The 15,395-nt window shown below is 54.3% G+C and carries 18 protein-coding genes; 10 read left to right on the top strand and 8 right to left on the bottom strand.

Annotation, left to right across the window (positions count from 1 at the left end):
- Positions 1 to 179: 179 nt before the first annotated feature.
- Both ACZCED_RS11125 and ACZCED_RS11120 read right to left on the bottom strand, forming a co-directional pair.
- The gene (locus ACZCED_RS11125; protein ID WP_464860797.1) at positions 180 to 1,073 is read right to left on the bottom strand and encodes a DMT family transporter; all 894 of its coding nucleotides are present in this window, start codon (positions 1,071 to 1,073) and stop codon (positions 180 to 182) included.
- A complete protein-coding gene (locus tag ACZCED_RS11120) occupies positions 1,070 to 2,386 on the bottom strand; it encodes an MFS transporter (RefSeq protein ID WP_464860796.1) in 1,317 nt (438 codons plus the stop codon). Before ACZCED_RS11120 ends, ACZCED_RS11125 begins: the two co-directional genes overlap by 4 nt.
- A gap of 439 nt (positions 2,387 to 2,825) precedes the next feature.
- Here ACZCED_RS11120 and ACZCED_RS11115 point away from each other — a divergent pair, with 439 nt between their 5' ends.
- From ACZCED_RS11115 to ACZCED_RS11100, 4 genes are all read left to right on the top strand, one after another.
- Positions 2,826 to 3,605 (top strand): NYN domain-containing protein, encoded by a 780-nt coding sequence (locus ACZCED_RS11115; protein WP_462969891.1) that lies wholly within the window; start codon positions 2,826 to 2,828, stop codon positions 3,603 to 3,605.
- Positions 3,606 to 3,739: 134 nt separating this feature from the next.
- Positions 3,740 to 4,111, top strand: coding sequence for a cupin domain-containing protein (locus ACZCED_RS11110; protein WP_462969892.1), 372 nt, complete (start codon positions 3,740 to 3,742; stop codon positions 4,109 to 4,111).
- A gap of 33 nt (positions 4,112 to 4,144) precedes the next feature.
- On the top strand, positions 4,145 to 4,594 hold the full coding sequence (locus tag ACZCED_RS11105) for a DMT family transporter (protein WP_462969893.1): 450 nt from the start codon (positions 4,145 to 4,147) through the stop codon (positions 4,592 to 4,594).
- Positions 4,595 to 4,701: 107 nt separating this feature from the next.
- Positions 4,702 to 5,268, top strand: a complete 567-nt coding sequence (locus tag ACZCED_RS11100) for a hypothetical protein (RefSeq protein ID WP_462969894.1) — start codon at positions 4,702 to 4,704, stop codon at positions 5,266 to 5,268.
- Positions 5,269 to 5,530: 262 nt separating this feature from the next.
- Here the strand turns inward: ACZCED_RS11100 and ACZCED_RS11095 are convergent, their stop codons facing one another.
- Entirely contained in the window at positions 5,531 to 6,043 is a 513-nt protein-coding gene (locus ACZCED_RS11095; RefSeq protein WP_462969895.1) for a GNAT family N-acetyltransferase, read from the bottom strand.
- A 311-nt stretch (positions 6,044 to 6,354) separates the two neighbouring features.
- Here ACZCED_RS11095 and ACZCED_RS11090 point away from each other — a divergent pair, with 311 nt between their 5' ends.
- A complete protein-coding gene (locus ACZCED_RS11090) occupies positions 6,355 to 6,840 on the top strand; it encodes a thermonuclease family protein (RefSeq protein ID WP_462969896.1) in 486 nt (161 codons plus the stop codon).
- Between the two features lie 22 nt (positions 6,841 to 6,862).
- Here the strand turns inward: ACZCED_RS11090 and ACZCED_RS11085 are convergent, their stop codons facing one another.
- The 4 genes from ACZCED_RS11085 to ACZCED_RS11070 form a co-directional block, all read right to left on the bottom strand.
- Complete coding sequence (locus ACZCED_RS11085) at positions 6,863 to 7,648, bottom strand: ABC transporter permease (RefSeq protein WP_464860795.1); 786 nt, start codon at positions 7,646 to 7,648, stop codon at positions 6,863 to 6,865.
- Positions 7,645 to 8,538 (bottom strand): ABC transporter permease, encoded by an 894-nt coding sequence (locus ACZCED_RS11080; protein WP_464860794.1) that lies wholly within the window; start codon positions 8,536 to 8,538, stop codon positions 7,645 to 7,647. The genes ACZCED_RS11085 and ACZCED_RS11080 overlap by 4 nt, the downstream gene beginning before the upstream one ends.
- A 99-nt stretch (positions 8,539 to 8,637) precedes the next feature.
- Entirely contained in the window at positions 8,638 to 8,895 is a 258-nt protein-coding gene (locus tag ACZCED_RS11075) for a hypothetical protein (protein ID WP_462969899.1), read from the bottom strand.
- A gap of 584 nt (positions 8,896 to 9,479) precedes the next feature.
- Complete coding sequence (locus ACZCED_RS11070) at positions 9,480 to 10,502, bottom strand: GGDEF domain-containing protein (protein ID WP_462969900.1); 1,023 nt, start codon at positions 10,500 to 10,502, stop codon at positions 9,480 to 9,482.
- A 197-nt stretch (positions 10,503 to 10,699) separates the two neighbouring features.
- On the opposite strand from ACZCED_RS11070, the gene ACZCED_RS11065 reads away from it, so the two are divergent.
- The 5 genes from ACZCED_RS11065 (at position 10,700) to ACZCED_RS11045 (ending at position 14,397) form a co-directional block, all read left to right on the top strand.
- A complete protein-coding gene (locus tag ACZCED_RS11065; protein ID WP_464860824.1) occupies positions 10,700 to 10,975 on the top strand; it encodes a recombinase family protein in 276 nt (91 codons plus the stop codon).
- Positions 10,972 to 11,172: a recombinase family protein gene (locus ACZCED_RS11060; protein ID WP_462969901.1), complete on the top strand. Its 201-nt coding sequence runs from the start codon at positions 10,972 to 10,974 to the stop codon at positions 11,170 to 11,172. The genes ACZCED_RS11065 and ACZCED_RS11060 overlap by 4 nt, the downstream gene beginning before the upstream one ends.
- Before the next feature lie 15 nt (positions 11,173 to 11,187).
- On the top strand, positions 11,188 to 11,505 hold the full coding sequence (locus tag ACZCED_RS11055; protein ID WP_464860793.1) for a hypothetical protein: 318 nt from the start codon (positions 11,188 to 11,190) through the stop codon (positions 11,503 to 11,505).
- 226 nt (positions 11,506 to 11,731) lie between these two features.
- On the top strand, positions 11,732 to 12,235 hold the full coding sequence (locus ACZCED_RS11050) for a DUF932 domain-containing protein (RefSeq protein WP_464860792.1): 504 nt from the start codon (positions 11,732 to 11,734) through the stop codon (positions 12,233 to 12,235).
- Between the two features lie 239 nt (positions 12,236 to 12,474).
- Positions 12,475 to 14,397 carry an aldehyde ferredoxin oxidoreductase N-terminal domain-containing protein gene (locus tag ACZCED_RS11045; protein ID WP_464860791.1) on the top strand — a complete coding sequence of 641 codons (1,923 nt, stop codon included), beginning with the start codon at positions 12,475 to 12,477 and terminating at the stop codon, positions 14,395 to 14,397.
- A 215-nt stretch (positions 14,398 to 14,612) separates the two neighbouring features.
- On the opposite strand, the gene ACZCED_RS11040 is transcribed toward ACZCED_RS11045, so the two are convergent.
- A partial coding sequence (locus ACZCED_RS11040) for a hypothetical protein (protein ID WP_464860790.1) occupies positions 14,613 to 15,395 on the bottom strand: 783 nt, incomplete at its 5' end.

The raw sequence follows: 15,395 nt of genomic DNA, 5'->3' as shown, positions 1-15,395 counted from the left end.
CGGGTCAATGGAAGCCTCAACGGGAGTCGATGGCGAATCATAAATAGAAAGGGTGGCACAGGGCCGTCAGGGCCTTGAATCGAGGTTCTCCAGTGAAAAAAGGAACGGCGATCGCAAAGAGGAAGAATATGGCAACTGCTTTTCGCTTGTCAACATGGACTTTCCGGCGCCACACGGGATTATTTCCAGGCGGCGGGCTCGGCACGCCGGAGAATGAACAAATTGCTGGCGATCACCACCCCGGTCCCCGCCATCACCTGCAGCGTAACCAGTTCTCTCCACAGCAACCATCCGGCCAGGGTGGCCCATACCATCGCCGTGTATGTGTAAGGCGCCAGGAAAGAGGCTTCGGCAAACCGGTATGCCGCCGTCTTGGCCAACTGCTGAACGGCGGTAAAGATCCCGATGCCGGCGATCCAGGGCAGGATCCCGCTATCCGGCAAGGTGCCGTATAACAACGCGTAAGGGGCCGTCAGGATCACCCCGCCCAGGATAAAGTAAAAAACCGTGGTCAGGGGGTCTTCCGTGCGGCCCAGGTTGCGCAGCGCCATGTCCACCAGTGCGATGCAGAGGGCCGCGCCCAGCCCCACCATGGATGCCGGGTCGGCCAGCAGGTTGACCGACGGCCGGGCAACCAACAGGATCCCGCCGAACCCCGCCGCCACAGCGATCCACCGACTCGGGCCCACCCGTTCCCCCAGCAACAGGGGCGACAACGCCGTGACGAACAGCGGCGCCGCAAAGAGCATCGCCGTCGCGTTGGCCATGGGCAGCAGGGAGTAGGCCCAGAAAACCAGCCCCACACCGATGTTGCCCACTGCCGCTCGATACAGGTGCGCCCCGATCCGGCGGGTCCGGAACACGGACACGGGACGCGTGGCCAGCATGAAGGGAACCAGCAGGCCAAGGGCCACCACCCCCCGGTAAAACACCATCTCCACCGGTCCGTGGGCCACGCTGCTGACCTTGGCGCAGGTGTTCATCAGCACGATGCACAGCGTGGCCAGCAGGATGAGAAAGACGCCCTTGTGGACGGTCCCGGCGATGGCGCCATCCACGGCCGGTGTTTTCATCGTCGCCTCGCCCGCCAGACAAGGACGCCTGCCGTCAACACCGCCAGGCCGGCGGCCAGGGAAAGCGGAAACCAGAAAAAAGTCTCCTTGAAAACGATATTCTCCACTGCCTGGGTATTGATATCGACGGCATCGATACCGGTCTTTTTAACCTCCAGAAGCCCAGCATAAACGATCCCGATAAATCCGTAGGCGAGGTTGTAGGCCAGTCCCTTGAAGCTGAGCACCGTTGCCCGGCGCGATGACGACGCCTGCTGGTTGACGAAAAAACTGACGTAAAACCCCACCATGTAAAGGGCGGAAAAGGCCACCAGGGCAGGCAGCAGCCCGGCGTACGGCCAGAAGAACACCATGCCGCTCAAGCCGGCAAGTGCCGTGGCGGCGGTAGTCCACAGGCAGAAGGCCGGCGAATGGTTTTCCGCAATGCGAAGCGCCAGCCGGGGAATGAAAAGCCCCATCACCGCCATCACCGATCCAATAATCCCATAGGTCGATTCGGGCAGCTGCACCATGCGGTAGTATTGGCTGCCCAGCGTGATGACCATGCGCAGAATGCCGTCGAAGAGCATGCCGAAAAGAATGACGGCCAGGACAAAGGGGGTGTTGAGAATCCAGCTGCCGGTGGAAAGAGTCAGTTTGAACGCATCCATGGCCGAGCCGCCGAACTGCTCCTCACAGGTGCCATCCGCCTTGGGATTGGGGCAGATCTCGTCCAGCCGCCAAACGGTGGCGATGGTGAACAGGGCCAGGATGAAGGTCAGGTAAAGGGGAAAGCGCAGGGTCTGGGCCTGGGTGAACTGATAGCCCGATCCGAACGCGGCGACGATCCGCGTCATCAGGTCCGCGTCGTAAACCGCCGCACCGACGGTCATGGTGAGGATGAACATCACCGAACGCAGTCGCATCTGAACATCCAGCACCCTCCCCCACTGGTCCGCCAATCCTTCGGCCTGGAGGGCGTCATAGGCGATGGCCTCGTCGGCTCCGCTGGCAGCCGCTTCGGCCAGGCCGCTGAGCACCCGGTTGATCAAGAAAAAGCTGAACAGGAGCGTGGTGTTGCCTCGCGGCGCAAAGCAAAGGATGGCCATTTCCACAAGCATGGAGAAGGCGGCGAAGACCAGCAGTCGACGCCGGCCGACGATGTCGGCCAGGGCGCCCGAGGGCACCTCGGCCATCACGATGGTGGCCGCCCACACCGCATTGAGAATCGAGAACTGGGCCACGGTGAGCCCGAAATCCAGGAATAAAACGGTAAAAATCGGATAGTAGAACCGGCAGTTAAAAAATACCCGAAAGGCGATGAACCGGCGCACATTGTTCACCGAAAACGGGGACGGGGACGGGTTGGCGGGGGCGTCGGTTTTCAGTGGTCGGTCCTTTAGTTTGACATTTCAGGATGTCATGCTCCTGCCGGCGGCCATCCGTTTACGGCCGATGGCTGGTCAGGTCAACGCCGCTGCCAACGGACAACCACCGGTCCAGGAGCGCGCCGGGACGGGGGATGCCTGATCGACGGGATTCGCAGCGGAATGGAACGATGGCATCCTCGGGTGGCCATTCGTCAACAGACACAGCTTCTACTATAATACGCAAATTGTCCGGATAAAGGCTGGCGGTGGATTATCCGGCGGCGCCGACGGATAAATTGACAAAATCCGATATTCTCATTAATGTTTGGCAAGTTGTAAGACGACGGGAAAACCCGGCAAACGATCGACCGTTCAAGCCCACTCATCCATTGACGAGGAGCATATGGCCAAGGAAGCGGTAGCCATCTATTGGGATTTCGAAAACCTGCACGCCAGCATATTCGACGCCCTCAACGGCAGCGGCAGTTACCCGAAGCCGGCCAACCGGCACCGGCAGCAGGAGGTTCTGGTGGACGTGCAGGGCGTTTACGATTTTGCCACCACGTATGGCAACGTGGCCATCAACAAAGCTTACTGCAACTGGCACTGGTTTACCCGGTACCGCCAGAGCCTGCTCAAGTGCGCCGTGGAGCTAATCCAGCTTTTTCCCCCGGGTGCCCAGGCCAAAAACGGGGCGGACATCAAGCTCTCTTTAGATGCGGTGGAGGATATCCTGCGCTTTCCCCACATCTCGTCAATCATCGTCGTGGGTGGGGACAGCGATTTCATCCCCCTGGCCCAGAAGCTCAAGGCTGCCGGCAAGGATCTCATCGGCGTGGGATGCAAAAACGCCACCAACCGCCATTGGGCCAACAGCTGCTCGGACTTTAAATATTACGAAACCTTCGCCCTTGAGCCGCAGGACGAAGAAGAGGAGACGGAAACCGCTACCGTCAAGGATGCAGCCGAACTGATCACCAAGGCCATCAAACAGATCGCCCTTCGAAACGGAGACAAATGGGTACTCAAGGCCGCCATCCGGCCGGTGGTCAAGCGGCTTGACCCGACCTTCGACGAGGCCAGCTATGGATGCCGCAGCTTCGCCGACCTGCTGAAAAAGCACAACGACAAGTTCCAGATCGAACGGGGCCAGCACGACCATCTGGTGGGCCTGATCGAATAGCTCAAAGCTCAACGAAAAGTGTGCCTTCCCCATCTTCAATTGCAATTGGCAAACTCGGTTCGACCGATAGCGGACCGCTGACTTCGGACTTCTGACCTCCGACATCCGACCTTCCAAATCCTGAAAGGACAATCATGCCCACAAAAATCAACGGCCCGAGCATCATCGAAGCGGCAGGCACCCGACCCAAACGCATCGAAGAGTATATCGGGCGGGTCAATTCGGGCACCGGCGCGGTCAGCGTCGCCCGCATGCGTTCTCCATCCGGATGGCAGGAGCCCGGGCAGCGACCTGCCTTCGACGAATACACCGTTGTGCTCAACGGAATGCTCCGGGTGGAATCGGAAGCCGGCACGCTGGACATCCGGGCCGGCGAGGCGGTCATCACCCATGCCGGCCAGTGGGTGCGCTACAGCACGCCGGAACCGGAAGGTGCCGAGTACATCGCCGTCTGCCTGCCCGCCTTTTCGCCGGAAACCGTTCACCGGGACGATGAAAAGGACTGAAGACCCCCTGAACCGCAAAAACGAGGGAAAGACATGAAGAATATCGTATTTCTGATGCTGGCCCTGTGTGTGGGCGGCCTGCTGCCGATCCAGGGTTCGATTAACGCCCACCTGGGCAAGAGCCTCAACCACCCGCTGCAGGCCACCTTCATCTCTTTTTTCGGGGCCATCATCTTTCTTTTTCTCCTGCTGGTGGCGCTCAACCCACCGCTGCCCTCGGCCGCCCAGCTTAAATCCACCCCGGCGTTTTACTACACCGGCGGCATCTACGGGGTCATTTTCGTCACCACCATCCTGATGCTGGCGCCGCGCATCGGCATCGCCAACACCTTGGTTGCCACCATCGTCGGTCAGCTCATCGTCTCGGTGATCCTGGATCACTTCGGCGTTTTCGGCCTGCTGCGCCACCCGGTCAACGGTTTCCGCCTGCTGGGGTGTGCGGGGCTGGTGGTCAGTCTCTACCTGATTCAAAAGACCGGCTGAGAAAGGCAAACTCTGTGCTGGGCATCACCTTGGGTGGTGGGTATTTTACAGACATCGGCAAGCGCCGAAAAACTGAATAGTTTGTCGAAACAATTAAAGGCTTTTTCATGCTGCAGCAGGATTTGCACATTCACACCACCTATTCCACCAGCGATGCGTCTGTCGTGCCCGAACAGACGATTGCCCTGGTCGCTTCGCTCAAGCACGCCAGAATCGTGGGAATCAGCGACCATTTCGAAAATCTCGGTGACGGCATTTTCGAAGACTATGTCAGGCAGATTCGCCGGGCCGGGTTGAAGGTCGGCGTCGAAGTGGACGGGCATGCCTGGGTCGCGGCAGCCGCAGCCTGTGATGTCGATTATTACATCATCCACTGTCGGGACCGGGATGCCGACTATCGTTCGCTGGACGGACTGCTGGCCACGGGCAAGCCGGTCATTGTCGCTCATCCCGATGCGCTGGGCACCGACCTGAATCGGGTACCCGCCGATTGCCTGGTCGAAATCAACAATCGCTATGTCTGGCGAACGGACTGGAGACAATTTTACGGTCCGTTTACCGATCGCTTCCCATTCGTCATCGGCTCCGACGCCCACCAGCCCAACTGGCTCGGTCAGGCGGCGGCGCACTTTGTGGCCGCCCAGCTCGGTATAAAAGAGCATCTGGTCTTTTAAAAGGCGCCTGAAAGCTGCCTGGATCTCGGTGGCTCAGAAAAGTGGAACCGGAGCAAGGGGTAGTGCGAGGGGGCCGGCCACGGGGCGTGACCGGCTGGACAACTGGGTGTCCAATGCGTTGCTCCGGTGTACGTGTAAAATAAGGATGCATCCGACGGGCGTCAAGATCGGTTCAGGGTATTCAATGCACGGACAAAAAACGCATCCCCGTGCGATTGTGAGCCTGTCCGGCCGCGGCCGGACACGGTCATCGGAGCCGCTACTATTTTTTAACAGGATCCACGTGATCCGAGGAAAGCACAAGCTCCATGTAGACATCCGCCGAGGCATACTCCAGCCCAGCGGGCAGCGGCCGGTGGTCGAAACCCATTGACGTGTAAAGCCCCAGGGCGGATTTGAGCTTCGTGCTCGAAACCAGCACGACCTTCTTCGCACCGACGCCGGCAGCAAAGTCGATCACCGTCCGGGCGAGCAGACGCCCGATTCCACGTCGCCGGGCGACCGGTGCGGTAACCAGTTTGGCCATTTCTACGGTCGATTCGCCACGATTAACGGCTGCACACGTACCCACGACCATCCCATTCTCGACAGCCAGAAACAGTTGTCCCCCCGGCGCGATGATCGATTCGCGCGGGGTGTCCAGATGTTTGCGGTCAGCATCCTCCAGCAGGCCGAATTCCTCGAGCCATTTGCGGTTGAGCCGCGCAAAGGCCTGCCGGTACCTGTCTTCATAAGGGATGATGGTCAATTGACCGATAGGTGGATTGTCTGCCATTTTCAGTGTCACCGGGGTCCGCGTGAGAAAAAAAGCGTTGAACAGCGCCGTTTTTTGCCTCGAGGATGCTCCTGGATGCCTTCCGCGTCGGCGAGGCGCCCATTGAACCCTCCCCGCGGCAAACCGCAGGGAAGGTGCTCGCCGTCGCGGTTCAAGATGGCGCGGGATACCGATCCCGGCCGCACACTCGCTCGGCATGCCGATATATTGAGTGCCTGATTGAAATTGATCGTGTCAACCGCTATATTGAAAACAAGCTGAAAATTCTCATGTTGTGCAGGCAACACGACGCGAATGAACAGGGCAATCCAATGATGCGGAAAATTGCAGCGCTTTTGATCATCCTGGCGGCCATACCGACTTTCGCCTATGCCACCCGGGCAACAGTCATCGATGTGTACGATGGAGACACGTTCAATGCCGACGTCCAGGGCCAGACGGTCAGGGTCAGGCTCTACGGCATCGATGCTCCGGAATCCGGACAAGACGGCAATGTGGCCGCCACACGGTTTTTAAGGCGCTTGGTCCTCCAACATCCCGTGGAAATCAACGTGGTGGAAACCGACCGGTTCGACCAGGCGGTTGCCGTCGTTATCCGCCAGGGAAAGGAATCCAGCGTCAACGCCGCGATGGTGGCCAATGGGTATGCCTGGGTGAATACGGACCTATGCCGAACCGATGAATGCCTCAAATGGGAAAAGATGGAAAATCAAGCCAGGACGCTCAAGCTGGGCATCTGGTCGAGTTACAATGTGGTGCCGCCTTGGGAGTTCAGAGAGCGGCAGCGCAAGGAATGACACGATTGTCGCCCCGCCTGTCTCACATCATCCCCTTTTTTCGGTAGATCCTGACCACAGCGGTGTCCATCGCCAGAAACAGGAGGATGGGCAGGAACAGAAAGATCAGGGTCAGGATGGCTGCCAGGGAACGGTTGGACGAGGAGAGCAATGGAAACAGGGTGCCGGTAAATGATGGTACACTGCCGCCGCCGATCAGGAAAACCAGAAAGTATTCTGAAAACGCCACCAGAAAAACCACGCTGCCGCCGGCGACCATTGCCGGGATGAGCAGCGGAAGTTCCACCTGCAGCGCAATCGCCAGGGTGCCGGCACCCAGGTTCCTCGCACATTTGTGATAGTCTTCCCCCATGGTCTGAAATCCGGCCACCAGCGCCCTGAACATATAGGGATAGCTGAACATGGCCAACAGGATGACCACCCCCAGCATGGTTTCGGTCAGCGAAAGCTTGATGAACAAAAAGTGGAGGCCCATGGCAAATGTCATGGGCGGAACCAGGGCCGGGGTAAGCAGCAGCCCCTCCAGCAGCGCCTTGCCCATGAATTCGGACCTGGCAAAAACGGCGGCCGGAAACAGGCACATGACAAGGGTGAACAGGACGGTGAGCAGGGAAAAGACGAAGGAGGATCCTAAGGAGGTCAGGATCTGGTCGTGATGCCGGACCAGATAATCGACGCCCTTCAGCGAAAAGGTATCCGGCCAGACATCCGGGAACCGCCAGCCGGGTGCAAGGCCGGTCAGCAGCAGGACGATCACCGGCAGGACGAAGATCAGGACCAGGATCAGCAGTGTGCCGAGGTGCTTCATAATTTTCTGACCCCGTTTTCCAGGCGCCGGACAACCTTTGAATAGGCGATGATGAAAAGGACGGCAAAACCGAACATGATGGTCAGGATGGCCATGGCTTCGGGTCGCCGGGCCAGGTCGTGCCTGAAATACAGATTGTAGACCTGGATGCTCAGCATGCCCGGCCGGCTTTCGCTCAACAGATAAGGGATATCGAAGGCACCGAAGCTGTATAGAAAAAGGATGATAAAGCCGGTGTGGATGGCCGGGGCCAATCGGGGCAGGACAATGCTGGAAAAAATCCGCAGGCCGGAAGCCCCGAGCATGGCTGCGGTCTGGATCTGCCGGACATCGAAGCGGACCAGCAGCGCCATGACCAGGAGCATGGCAAAGGGGGTGCCTTTGAGTGTGTAGGCCAGAATCATCCCGATCCCCCAGCCGGAATAAAGCAGGTTGGGAAATTCGTTCATGGACCGGATAAGGCCCAGCCAATGGGCCACAGAGGCCAGGATGCCCGACTGGCTCCAGACTACCAGAACGACAAAGGCCACGGCAATATGGGGCAGGATCAGGGGAATCTTGTAGACCAGGGCCTTGCCGGGCAGGTAGGTCATGAGGAGTGCACCGCCCCCCAGCGGTTCGGGATGCGGATGGCAGGCAATGGGCCGCGGCGTTACGCCGGATCCGGCCAGGGCCTCGAGCACCTTGTATTCGTAGGCGATCTGGTCATGACCCAGGTTCAGCTGGCTGCCCTGGTTGATGCGCAATACGTAACTGTTTTTTTGGCCTTTGACCAGATAGTTGGCATTGTACTCCCCGGCGGCAAGGAAATACACCGAAACGGGACGCTCGACCCAACCGACGGTCGTAAGAAATGCGTTGATCTGCTTCAGTTTACCTGGGCCTGCCATGATGTCACCGGGTTCCTGATCTGATTTCAGGTTTCAACCGTGCAATGTCAGCCGGGTGCCGGCTCTATAGCATTTTCTCAGTTGTGAGTAAATTTTTTCTTAAAATAATGGTACTTCCTCATTCCCCCGGCGGCTGTCGGCAAAACCGCCCAGGGTTGCTCGATCGGACGTGGCCGGGTGGATCCAATCGACGACAGACCTGACCGCAAGACCCGTTTCAATCCACAAAAAAAAGAACGCTGGTAAACGGTAATGGTTGGGTATGAAGCGTTGATAAAAAACATGTAAAGATTGTGTAAAGACCGGACTGAAAACAACAACCCCCATCGATGTTCGCAAACGCTCAATTTCAGCCACTCAGCGGCGATGCCTGATCGGGTTTCAAGCGGCACCCTTTTTCAATAGGATCCCAGCCTGTCGATTACCATCCGGTAATCTTGGTGTCATGTTCATGTAAGGATGGGATGGTAGTCTGCGACTCAACTTTTGGGCACCCTGCTGACCCTGTCCAGGAACCAGGGAGCCACATTCCTCTTTACCTTCCTTGCTGAACCGGACCACCCGAGGGTGGTTCGGTTCCTCGGAGGATTGGATCATATTCCACCCATATCGGCACCATGGGAGAAAGGGGCATTCAATGCGAACGCCATACATCGACCAAATCGTAAATGAAATCCTGACCGATATGTCCCACCGGGGAAAGAATGCCAGCGACCCTACAGATAAATCATCTGTGCCTGACTTCGAAGATGCATTTGGAATGCTGACTCAGGACGATGACGAAACGAGCAGGGACGTCATGCGCAGAATCTGGAAGGAGTTGAAGCAGTCGCATCGGTAAACCGGTAATACGAGAAAAGGAAGATCCGGCGTCGGGCCCGTTCAAAGGGCGCGGTGATGGATGGTATCGTACGATTCAGGGGAGCAATTAGTTAACACAGTCAATGCAGGCTCAATCCGACGCGATCCTTTCCGGTGTTTTTGACTCTGAACATCGCCTGGTCGGCCAGGGAAAGCAGTTCTTCGATACCCCGCGCATTGTCAGGAAAGGTGGCGACACCGAAACTGGCCGTCACCTGGACGCTGCGGCTCCAGCGGGTCAGAAACGTGGCGGTTTTGATGGACTCCCTGATCTTTCGGGCGGTTTCAGCGGCGTGGACGCTGTCGGTATCCGGCAGCACCACCACGAACTCATCCCCGCCATAGGCAACGGCAAAGGATGCATCGCCGAGGCACCCTTGAATCTTTTGGGCGATTTCCTGCAGGGTCCGGCTGCCGTTAAGGTGCCCTTCCGCATCGACGACTGTCTTGAAATCATCGATGTCCATGAAAATAAGGGAAAAGCACCCTCCCCCGGCCTTACATTTTTCGATGAGCGCTCCCAGTGAACGATATAAGTAGCGCTGGTTGTAAAGCCCGGTCAAGCTGTCTCGGATGGCCATATCGCTTAACTTCCTATAACGGCGCGTGTTCTCCATGGCGATGGCCAGATAGTCCGAAACGGTGGTCAGCAACGCAATGCTCTCCTCATCGAGTGCCTTGGGATTGACCATTTCCAGGACTCCCAGCGTGCGACCGGCAAACACGACGGGAACACAAACCAGTGATTTTGTGCGATAGCCGGACAGCTCGTCCACCTTGCCATCAAAAAATTCGTACTGCGTGACATCCTCCAGTACGAGCAATTGCTGCTTCAACGCACACTGACCGGCCGCCCCTTGCCCGAGATCCAGCCGGAAATCTTCCACTAGCGCCAGATCGAGGTCGATGCTCAGCTCGAATCTCAATTTTTGCGTGGCCTCATCCAAAAGAAGCAGCGACCAGTTCTCGGAAGGAAAAAGCTTGGAAACTTTTTCCATAATCTGCTCCAACAGCCGATTAGGATCCAGTTCGGAAGTCAGCGCTTTCCCAAAATCCAGGCAATTCAGCAGCTGTTCACGGCTTAGCTTTCTATTATCTTGCATTTTAACTCCGCAATGAGGATGCTGGTCAATCGATGGCACCCGTTCGCCTGAAAATAGTCGAATTGAAGACAGCCGCTCAGATCGGTCGCCCTTCTCCTGGGCACCGAGAAACTTGAATCGATCCACGAACACTCAATGTGCAATGGATGCTGAAGATCTAAAATATCGGTCGTTGACCGATCCGCAGACATATGTAGATCAGCTCCCGGCCGGCTGAAATACAGATAACACGATTAGGAGTTGTCAGGTCAAGCAAATCTGTCTTTCGAAGGACTGTCAAGTCCACCAAGCAGCGGCGCATTGATGAGTTGCTGCAAGTACTTGGTAAGGGTGACACGCTGATCGTCGCTGAACTATCCAGACTCGCTCGATCTGTTGGGCAGATCACTCTCATCGTGGACAAGCTACTGGAAAGCGGTGTTCGGATCATCTGCATCAAGGAAGCTATGGACCTGAATGGGAAAAAGATATGAAAACCAAAGTGATAGTGACGATGTTTTCATTGTTCGCTGAGATCGAAAGGGATCTGATCAGTGAGCGGACCGAGGAAGGATTGGCACGTGCACGTGCACAGGGCAAGGTGCTGGGGCGACCGAAAGGGAGCCTTGGCAAGTCGGTTCTGGATGGTAAAGAGGATCAGATCACCTACCAGATAATCCCCATCCCGTGAGGGCAAGAATAGCTATTGGTAGTGGTAAATGAGTTGGGCCTGAACACTGTCAACTCAAGTTCTGTTCAGGGCATCTTAATCGTCGGCATCGGGCCAGACATCATCTTTGCCCGTTTTTTGGCGATGCGAACGTTTACTGGAACGTTTTTCCCTAATCGCAGCTTCATTCTCATCCTCGTCAAACTCCCTGAACTTGGTCCGCTGGGAGCGTCTGGGTGGCGTGTATATCCCGTTTTCATAACGCTCATCGTCTTCCTGCCTGCTCATTGCAATACCATCTCCTTCGTCGGTGCTAATCACCTTTTTAATTGGCAATGGATTGTGCGGATCTGATTATCCATCCATAACGCGACCTGGGTCGCTATGAAGACGCATCGAGATTACATCAGGTCAATTGCTCTTGTCAAAATACTCCTACCAAATAATCCCCAAACCAAATAGGGCAAGGACAGCTATCGGTGATGGTAGGTGGGATTTACGTATGGTTCTATTTCTTCAATTCGGGATAAATCGCGTCCCTACAATCTGGACAAATGGTGTGAGTAAAGTCCGAGTTTGTATGCGCTCTTACGTATGCGTCAAGGCATTCGAGATCGACGGTGACAGATTCAAACCGGGGATCAGCATTTCGAATTCTGAAGTCGGGTTGGCATCACTGTCCATTGCGGCGTTTGTCCTTCGCCTTGTGTGTCAGAATGGAATGATTTCAAAAACTGAAGTCTCTGCGTCATATCGGCATGTGAGCACCAAGATCCTTTCCGAATTCCCCCAGGTGTTGGACAAGGTCAGTTACGAATTAGGCGCACAGCGATCACAGTTCAAGTTGTCCATGGAATCACCGGTCGAGAATCCAGAATCGACGCTGGCGAGCTTCAATCGTCAATTTGGGTTAAATGCCCAGGAAAGGGAGTCGGTTGAGTGGGCCTGGCCGATGGAGATGGGAGACACCATGTTCGCTATCGTCAATACTTACACCAGGGCTGCCCAGTGGGATGAATTGTCCGCGGAGTCCAGTTTCAGGTTGTCGAGGATTGGAGCGAATATATTGGGGATCTTGCAATAAACACAACTCATAGTCCTGGTTTGGCAGCCTGTCAGATTGCTGAGCCAGGGCTTGATTTGTTCATGAGTCGATTAAATGGATTGACAAATTTTTTCAACCATTCAAGATGAAAAATAGCCAGAAATGACAAAATTCAACATATTGAAGACCTAAAATAAGATCGCCTTTGCCAGACAGCTTCGAAATATCAGATACAAAGTTGGTATGGTGGATGAAGAGAAGAAAAAATAGGAGGTGCTGTGGCGGAAAATAAAAAGAAATCTTTAAGCTACGGTTGGTGTGGTAAAATTTTAAAGGTTGATCTTTCTTCAGCAGTCATCACAGAGATTGACACCCGTCCGTATGCGGATCGGTTTTTAGGCGGACGAGGAGTCGCTACACGCCTTTATTGGGAAAATGTCCCTGCCACTGCCGAGGCTTTTGACCCGGAAAATCACTTGATTTTTATGACAGGGCCATTGACGGCAACAGGCGTACAAGGTGCCTCACGGTTTGAAGTCGTGGGAAAATCGCCAATGTTGATGCCGGAAGGTTTCTGTTATGGCAACATGGGCGGCTATTGGGGGCCCTCATTAAAAAGAGCTGGCTTCGATGGGCTAGTGGTGTCTGGAAAAGCGAAACGACCTGTTTACCTATTCATTTCAGATGGTGAAGCAGGGCTTGAAGATGCAGGCAGCATTCATCTTGAGGGAGTCAGCCGGGTCCGGGACTATTTAATCCAAAAGCATGGCAAAAAAACGCATTACATTACCACTGGTCCGGCCGGAATGAATCTATGCCGAAGCGCTAATCTGATGACGGATAATGAGGGCAGTGCGACCGGCGGTTTTGGAGCTGTTTTCGGAGCTAAGAATCTAAAAGCCATTGCCGTGATAGGGAATCAATCTCCTCTGGTAAGCGATCCAGCGGCATTAAATGAACTCAATCGGTTGACCATAAAGTTGAATAAGCGGGACACTTCTTTCAATCCATACCCGCCGGATCAGATTTCCCGTACCGGTAAGGCGTCTTGTTTTCAGTGTGGTCTGGACTGCATCATGCGATCCACATTCCGAACTCAATCTAACAAGGAAGTTGTAAGAAAGTGTCAGGCCATGTTTGTTTACTTTCCCTGGGTGATGGGACGCCAGGGAGAGCCTGCAGAGACTGCCGTGGATGCAACCGGGCTTTGTAATGATCTATCGTTGTGTACCATGGAAATGGCCAACATTGTTCAATGGATAAGTGCTGGATACAAAGCAGGTTTTTTGAGCGACGCACAAACCGGTCTTGAAATAGATAAGCTGGGCAAATGGGAGTTCTTTGAAAAACTTTGTCACATGATCGCTTTTCGAAAAGGTTTTGGGGATGTCCTCGCGGAAGGACTTCTAAGAGCAGGCGAAGCTTTAGGTGATGAGGCCAAACTACTTTTTGCCAATGAAGTTTCAGGTGTGGGAGATGGTGCAACCTATTCGGCAAGAGAATATCCAATGAATGGTCTGCTCTATGCCTTTGAGCCCCGGCAGCCCATCGCCATGCTTCATGAGGTCAGCAGGATTATCGGTATGTGGGTCATGAATTTACAATATCCCGGATCAACACCAGTCACCGCGGATGTATATCGAGCCGCTGCTGCCAAATTCTGGCGACATGATAAGGCTTGGGATTTGAACACTCACGAGGGCAAAGCCATGGCAGCTACCTGCATCATTGACCGTACCTGTGTAAAGGACAGCCTTGGACTTTGTGACTCCTGTTGGCCATTGATGTATTCACACCACACGGACGACAAGGTGGGCGATTCAACCTTGGAATCCCGTACCTTCAATGCAGTCGCCGGCAAAAAACTGGATGAAGATGCTTTGTTGAAATTCGGTGAAATCATTTTTAATCAGCAGCGTGCAATCCTTTTACGGGAAGGTTGGAAACCAGAGAAAGATGATACCATTGCAGAATTCAATTTCACTGATCCGGTCCAATCTGTTTTTATGAACCCCGATGTGCTTGTCCCTGGTGAGGGTGATACTGTTTTAAACCGAAAAGGCCAAACCCTGGACCGTAAAGTCTTCAAAAAGATGCGGGATGAGTTTTATCGACTGCGAGGGTGGGATCTCGAAACAGGGTATCCTGGGGCAGAGAAACTCAATGAACTTGGGCTCTCGGACCTTTTGAAGGTGAAATGAATCCAGGCTCGATACATCAAAACAGAAGTCAATTTGTGACTATTTGATCTGAGATCGAAGCAAGACTGGGTCATGGGTTAAAAAGGAAACTCTGCTGGCCGGTTGATCGAGAGGAAACCTTTTTTCTTCATCAATTATCTGTCCTGAACAGAACTTGAGTTGACAGTGGTCAGAAACCGTCTGGATGTCAACGACAGTTAAGCTGCCATTATCACTTAGAAAAGATCCTCGGTATCACTCCTATTTTTTCTTTTTAGACCACCTCGTTTGTGCCACCTTGCCTTCATCTCATCTACCGTATTTGAATAATAGTCTGTAAGTTGCGACCATGCTTGTTTGGCGTATTCTGAATGATGACTCTTGGGAGCAATTCTCGTTTGTTGTTCGATCTTCTCTTTTTTAGGAAGTGAAAAAATCTGCTTTTCTTTTCTCACCGGCAATATAGGCTTCAAAGCCAAACTACGACACCAAAGATGTGTTTGGTCCCATTTGGGTAGGATGCGTAAATTGTGAAGGAAGTCTCTTTTGTTTTTTTGTCGAGGATCATTGAATTTTTTAGGACCGATGAATAGAATACCAGTTTCAACTATTACGGGTCCGCCGAAAATTTGACCCATCCCGCCACAGGTTTTCCATATTATATCGCCGTCGGGGGCAATGGATATCTGGTATTGCCAAAGCCTAAATGTTCCAGGACTCCCGGCAATCATGTTTTCAGAATCGGTGTCAGTCCTGCCCGCCAAAGCGATCAATTGCTGTAATTTCTGTTCGCTGATGTTTGTCCCGGACGAAACATCCATTAACGCTGAAATGAAACAATAATATCGGGTCTTATGCCAAAAGGGGAGTCTTTTAAGCTGATTGAAAAATTCCAATTTTAAAAACCCGTCTTCTGCGCTGCAGCGTGTGCCCAATACCAGCATGTTGCCGTATACAAAACATGGTCCTCCAATTTGCTTGCCTAAACCGGAATGGGCGTCCCACCACAGACGGCCATC

The sequence above is a fragment of the Desulfosarcina sp. genome (assembly GCF_055467485.1).
This window is presented reverse-complemented; position numbering and strand designations above follow the sequence as displayed.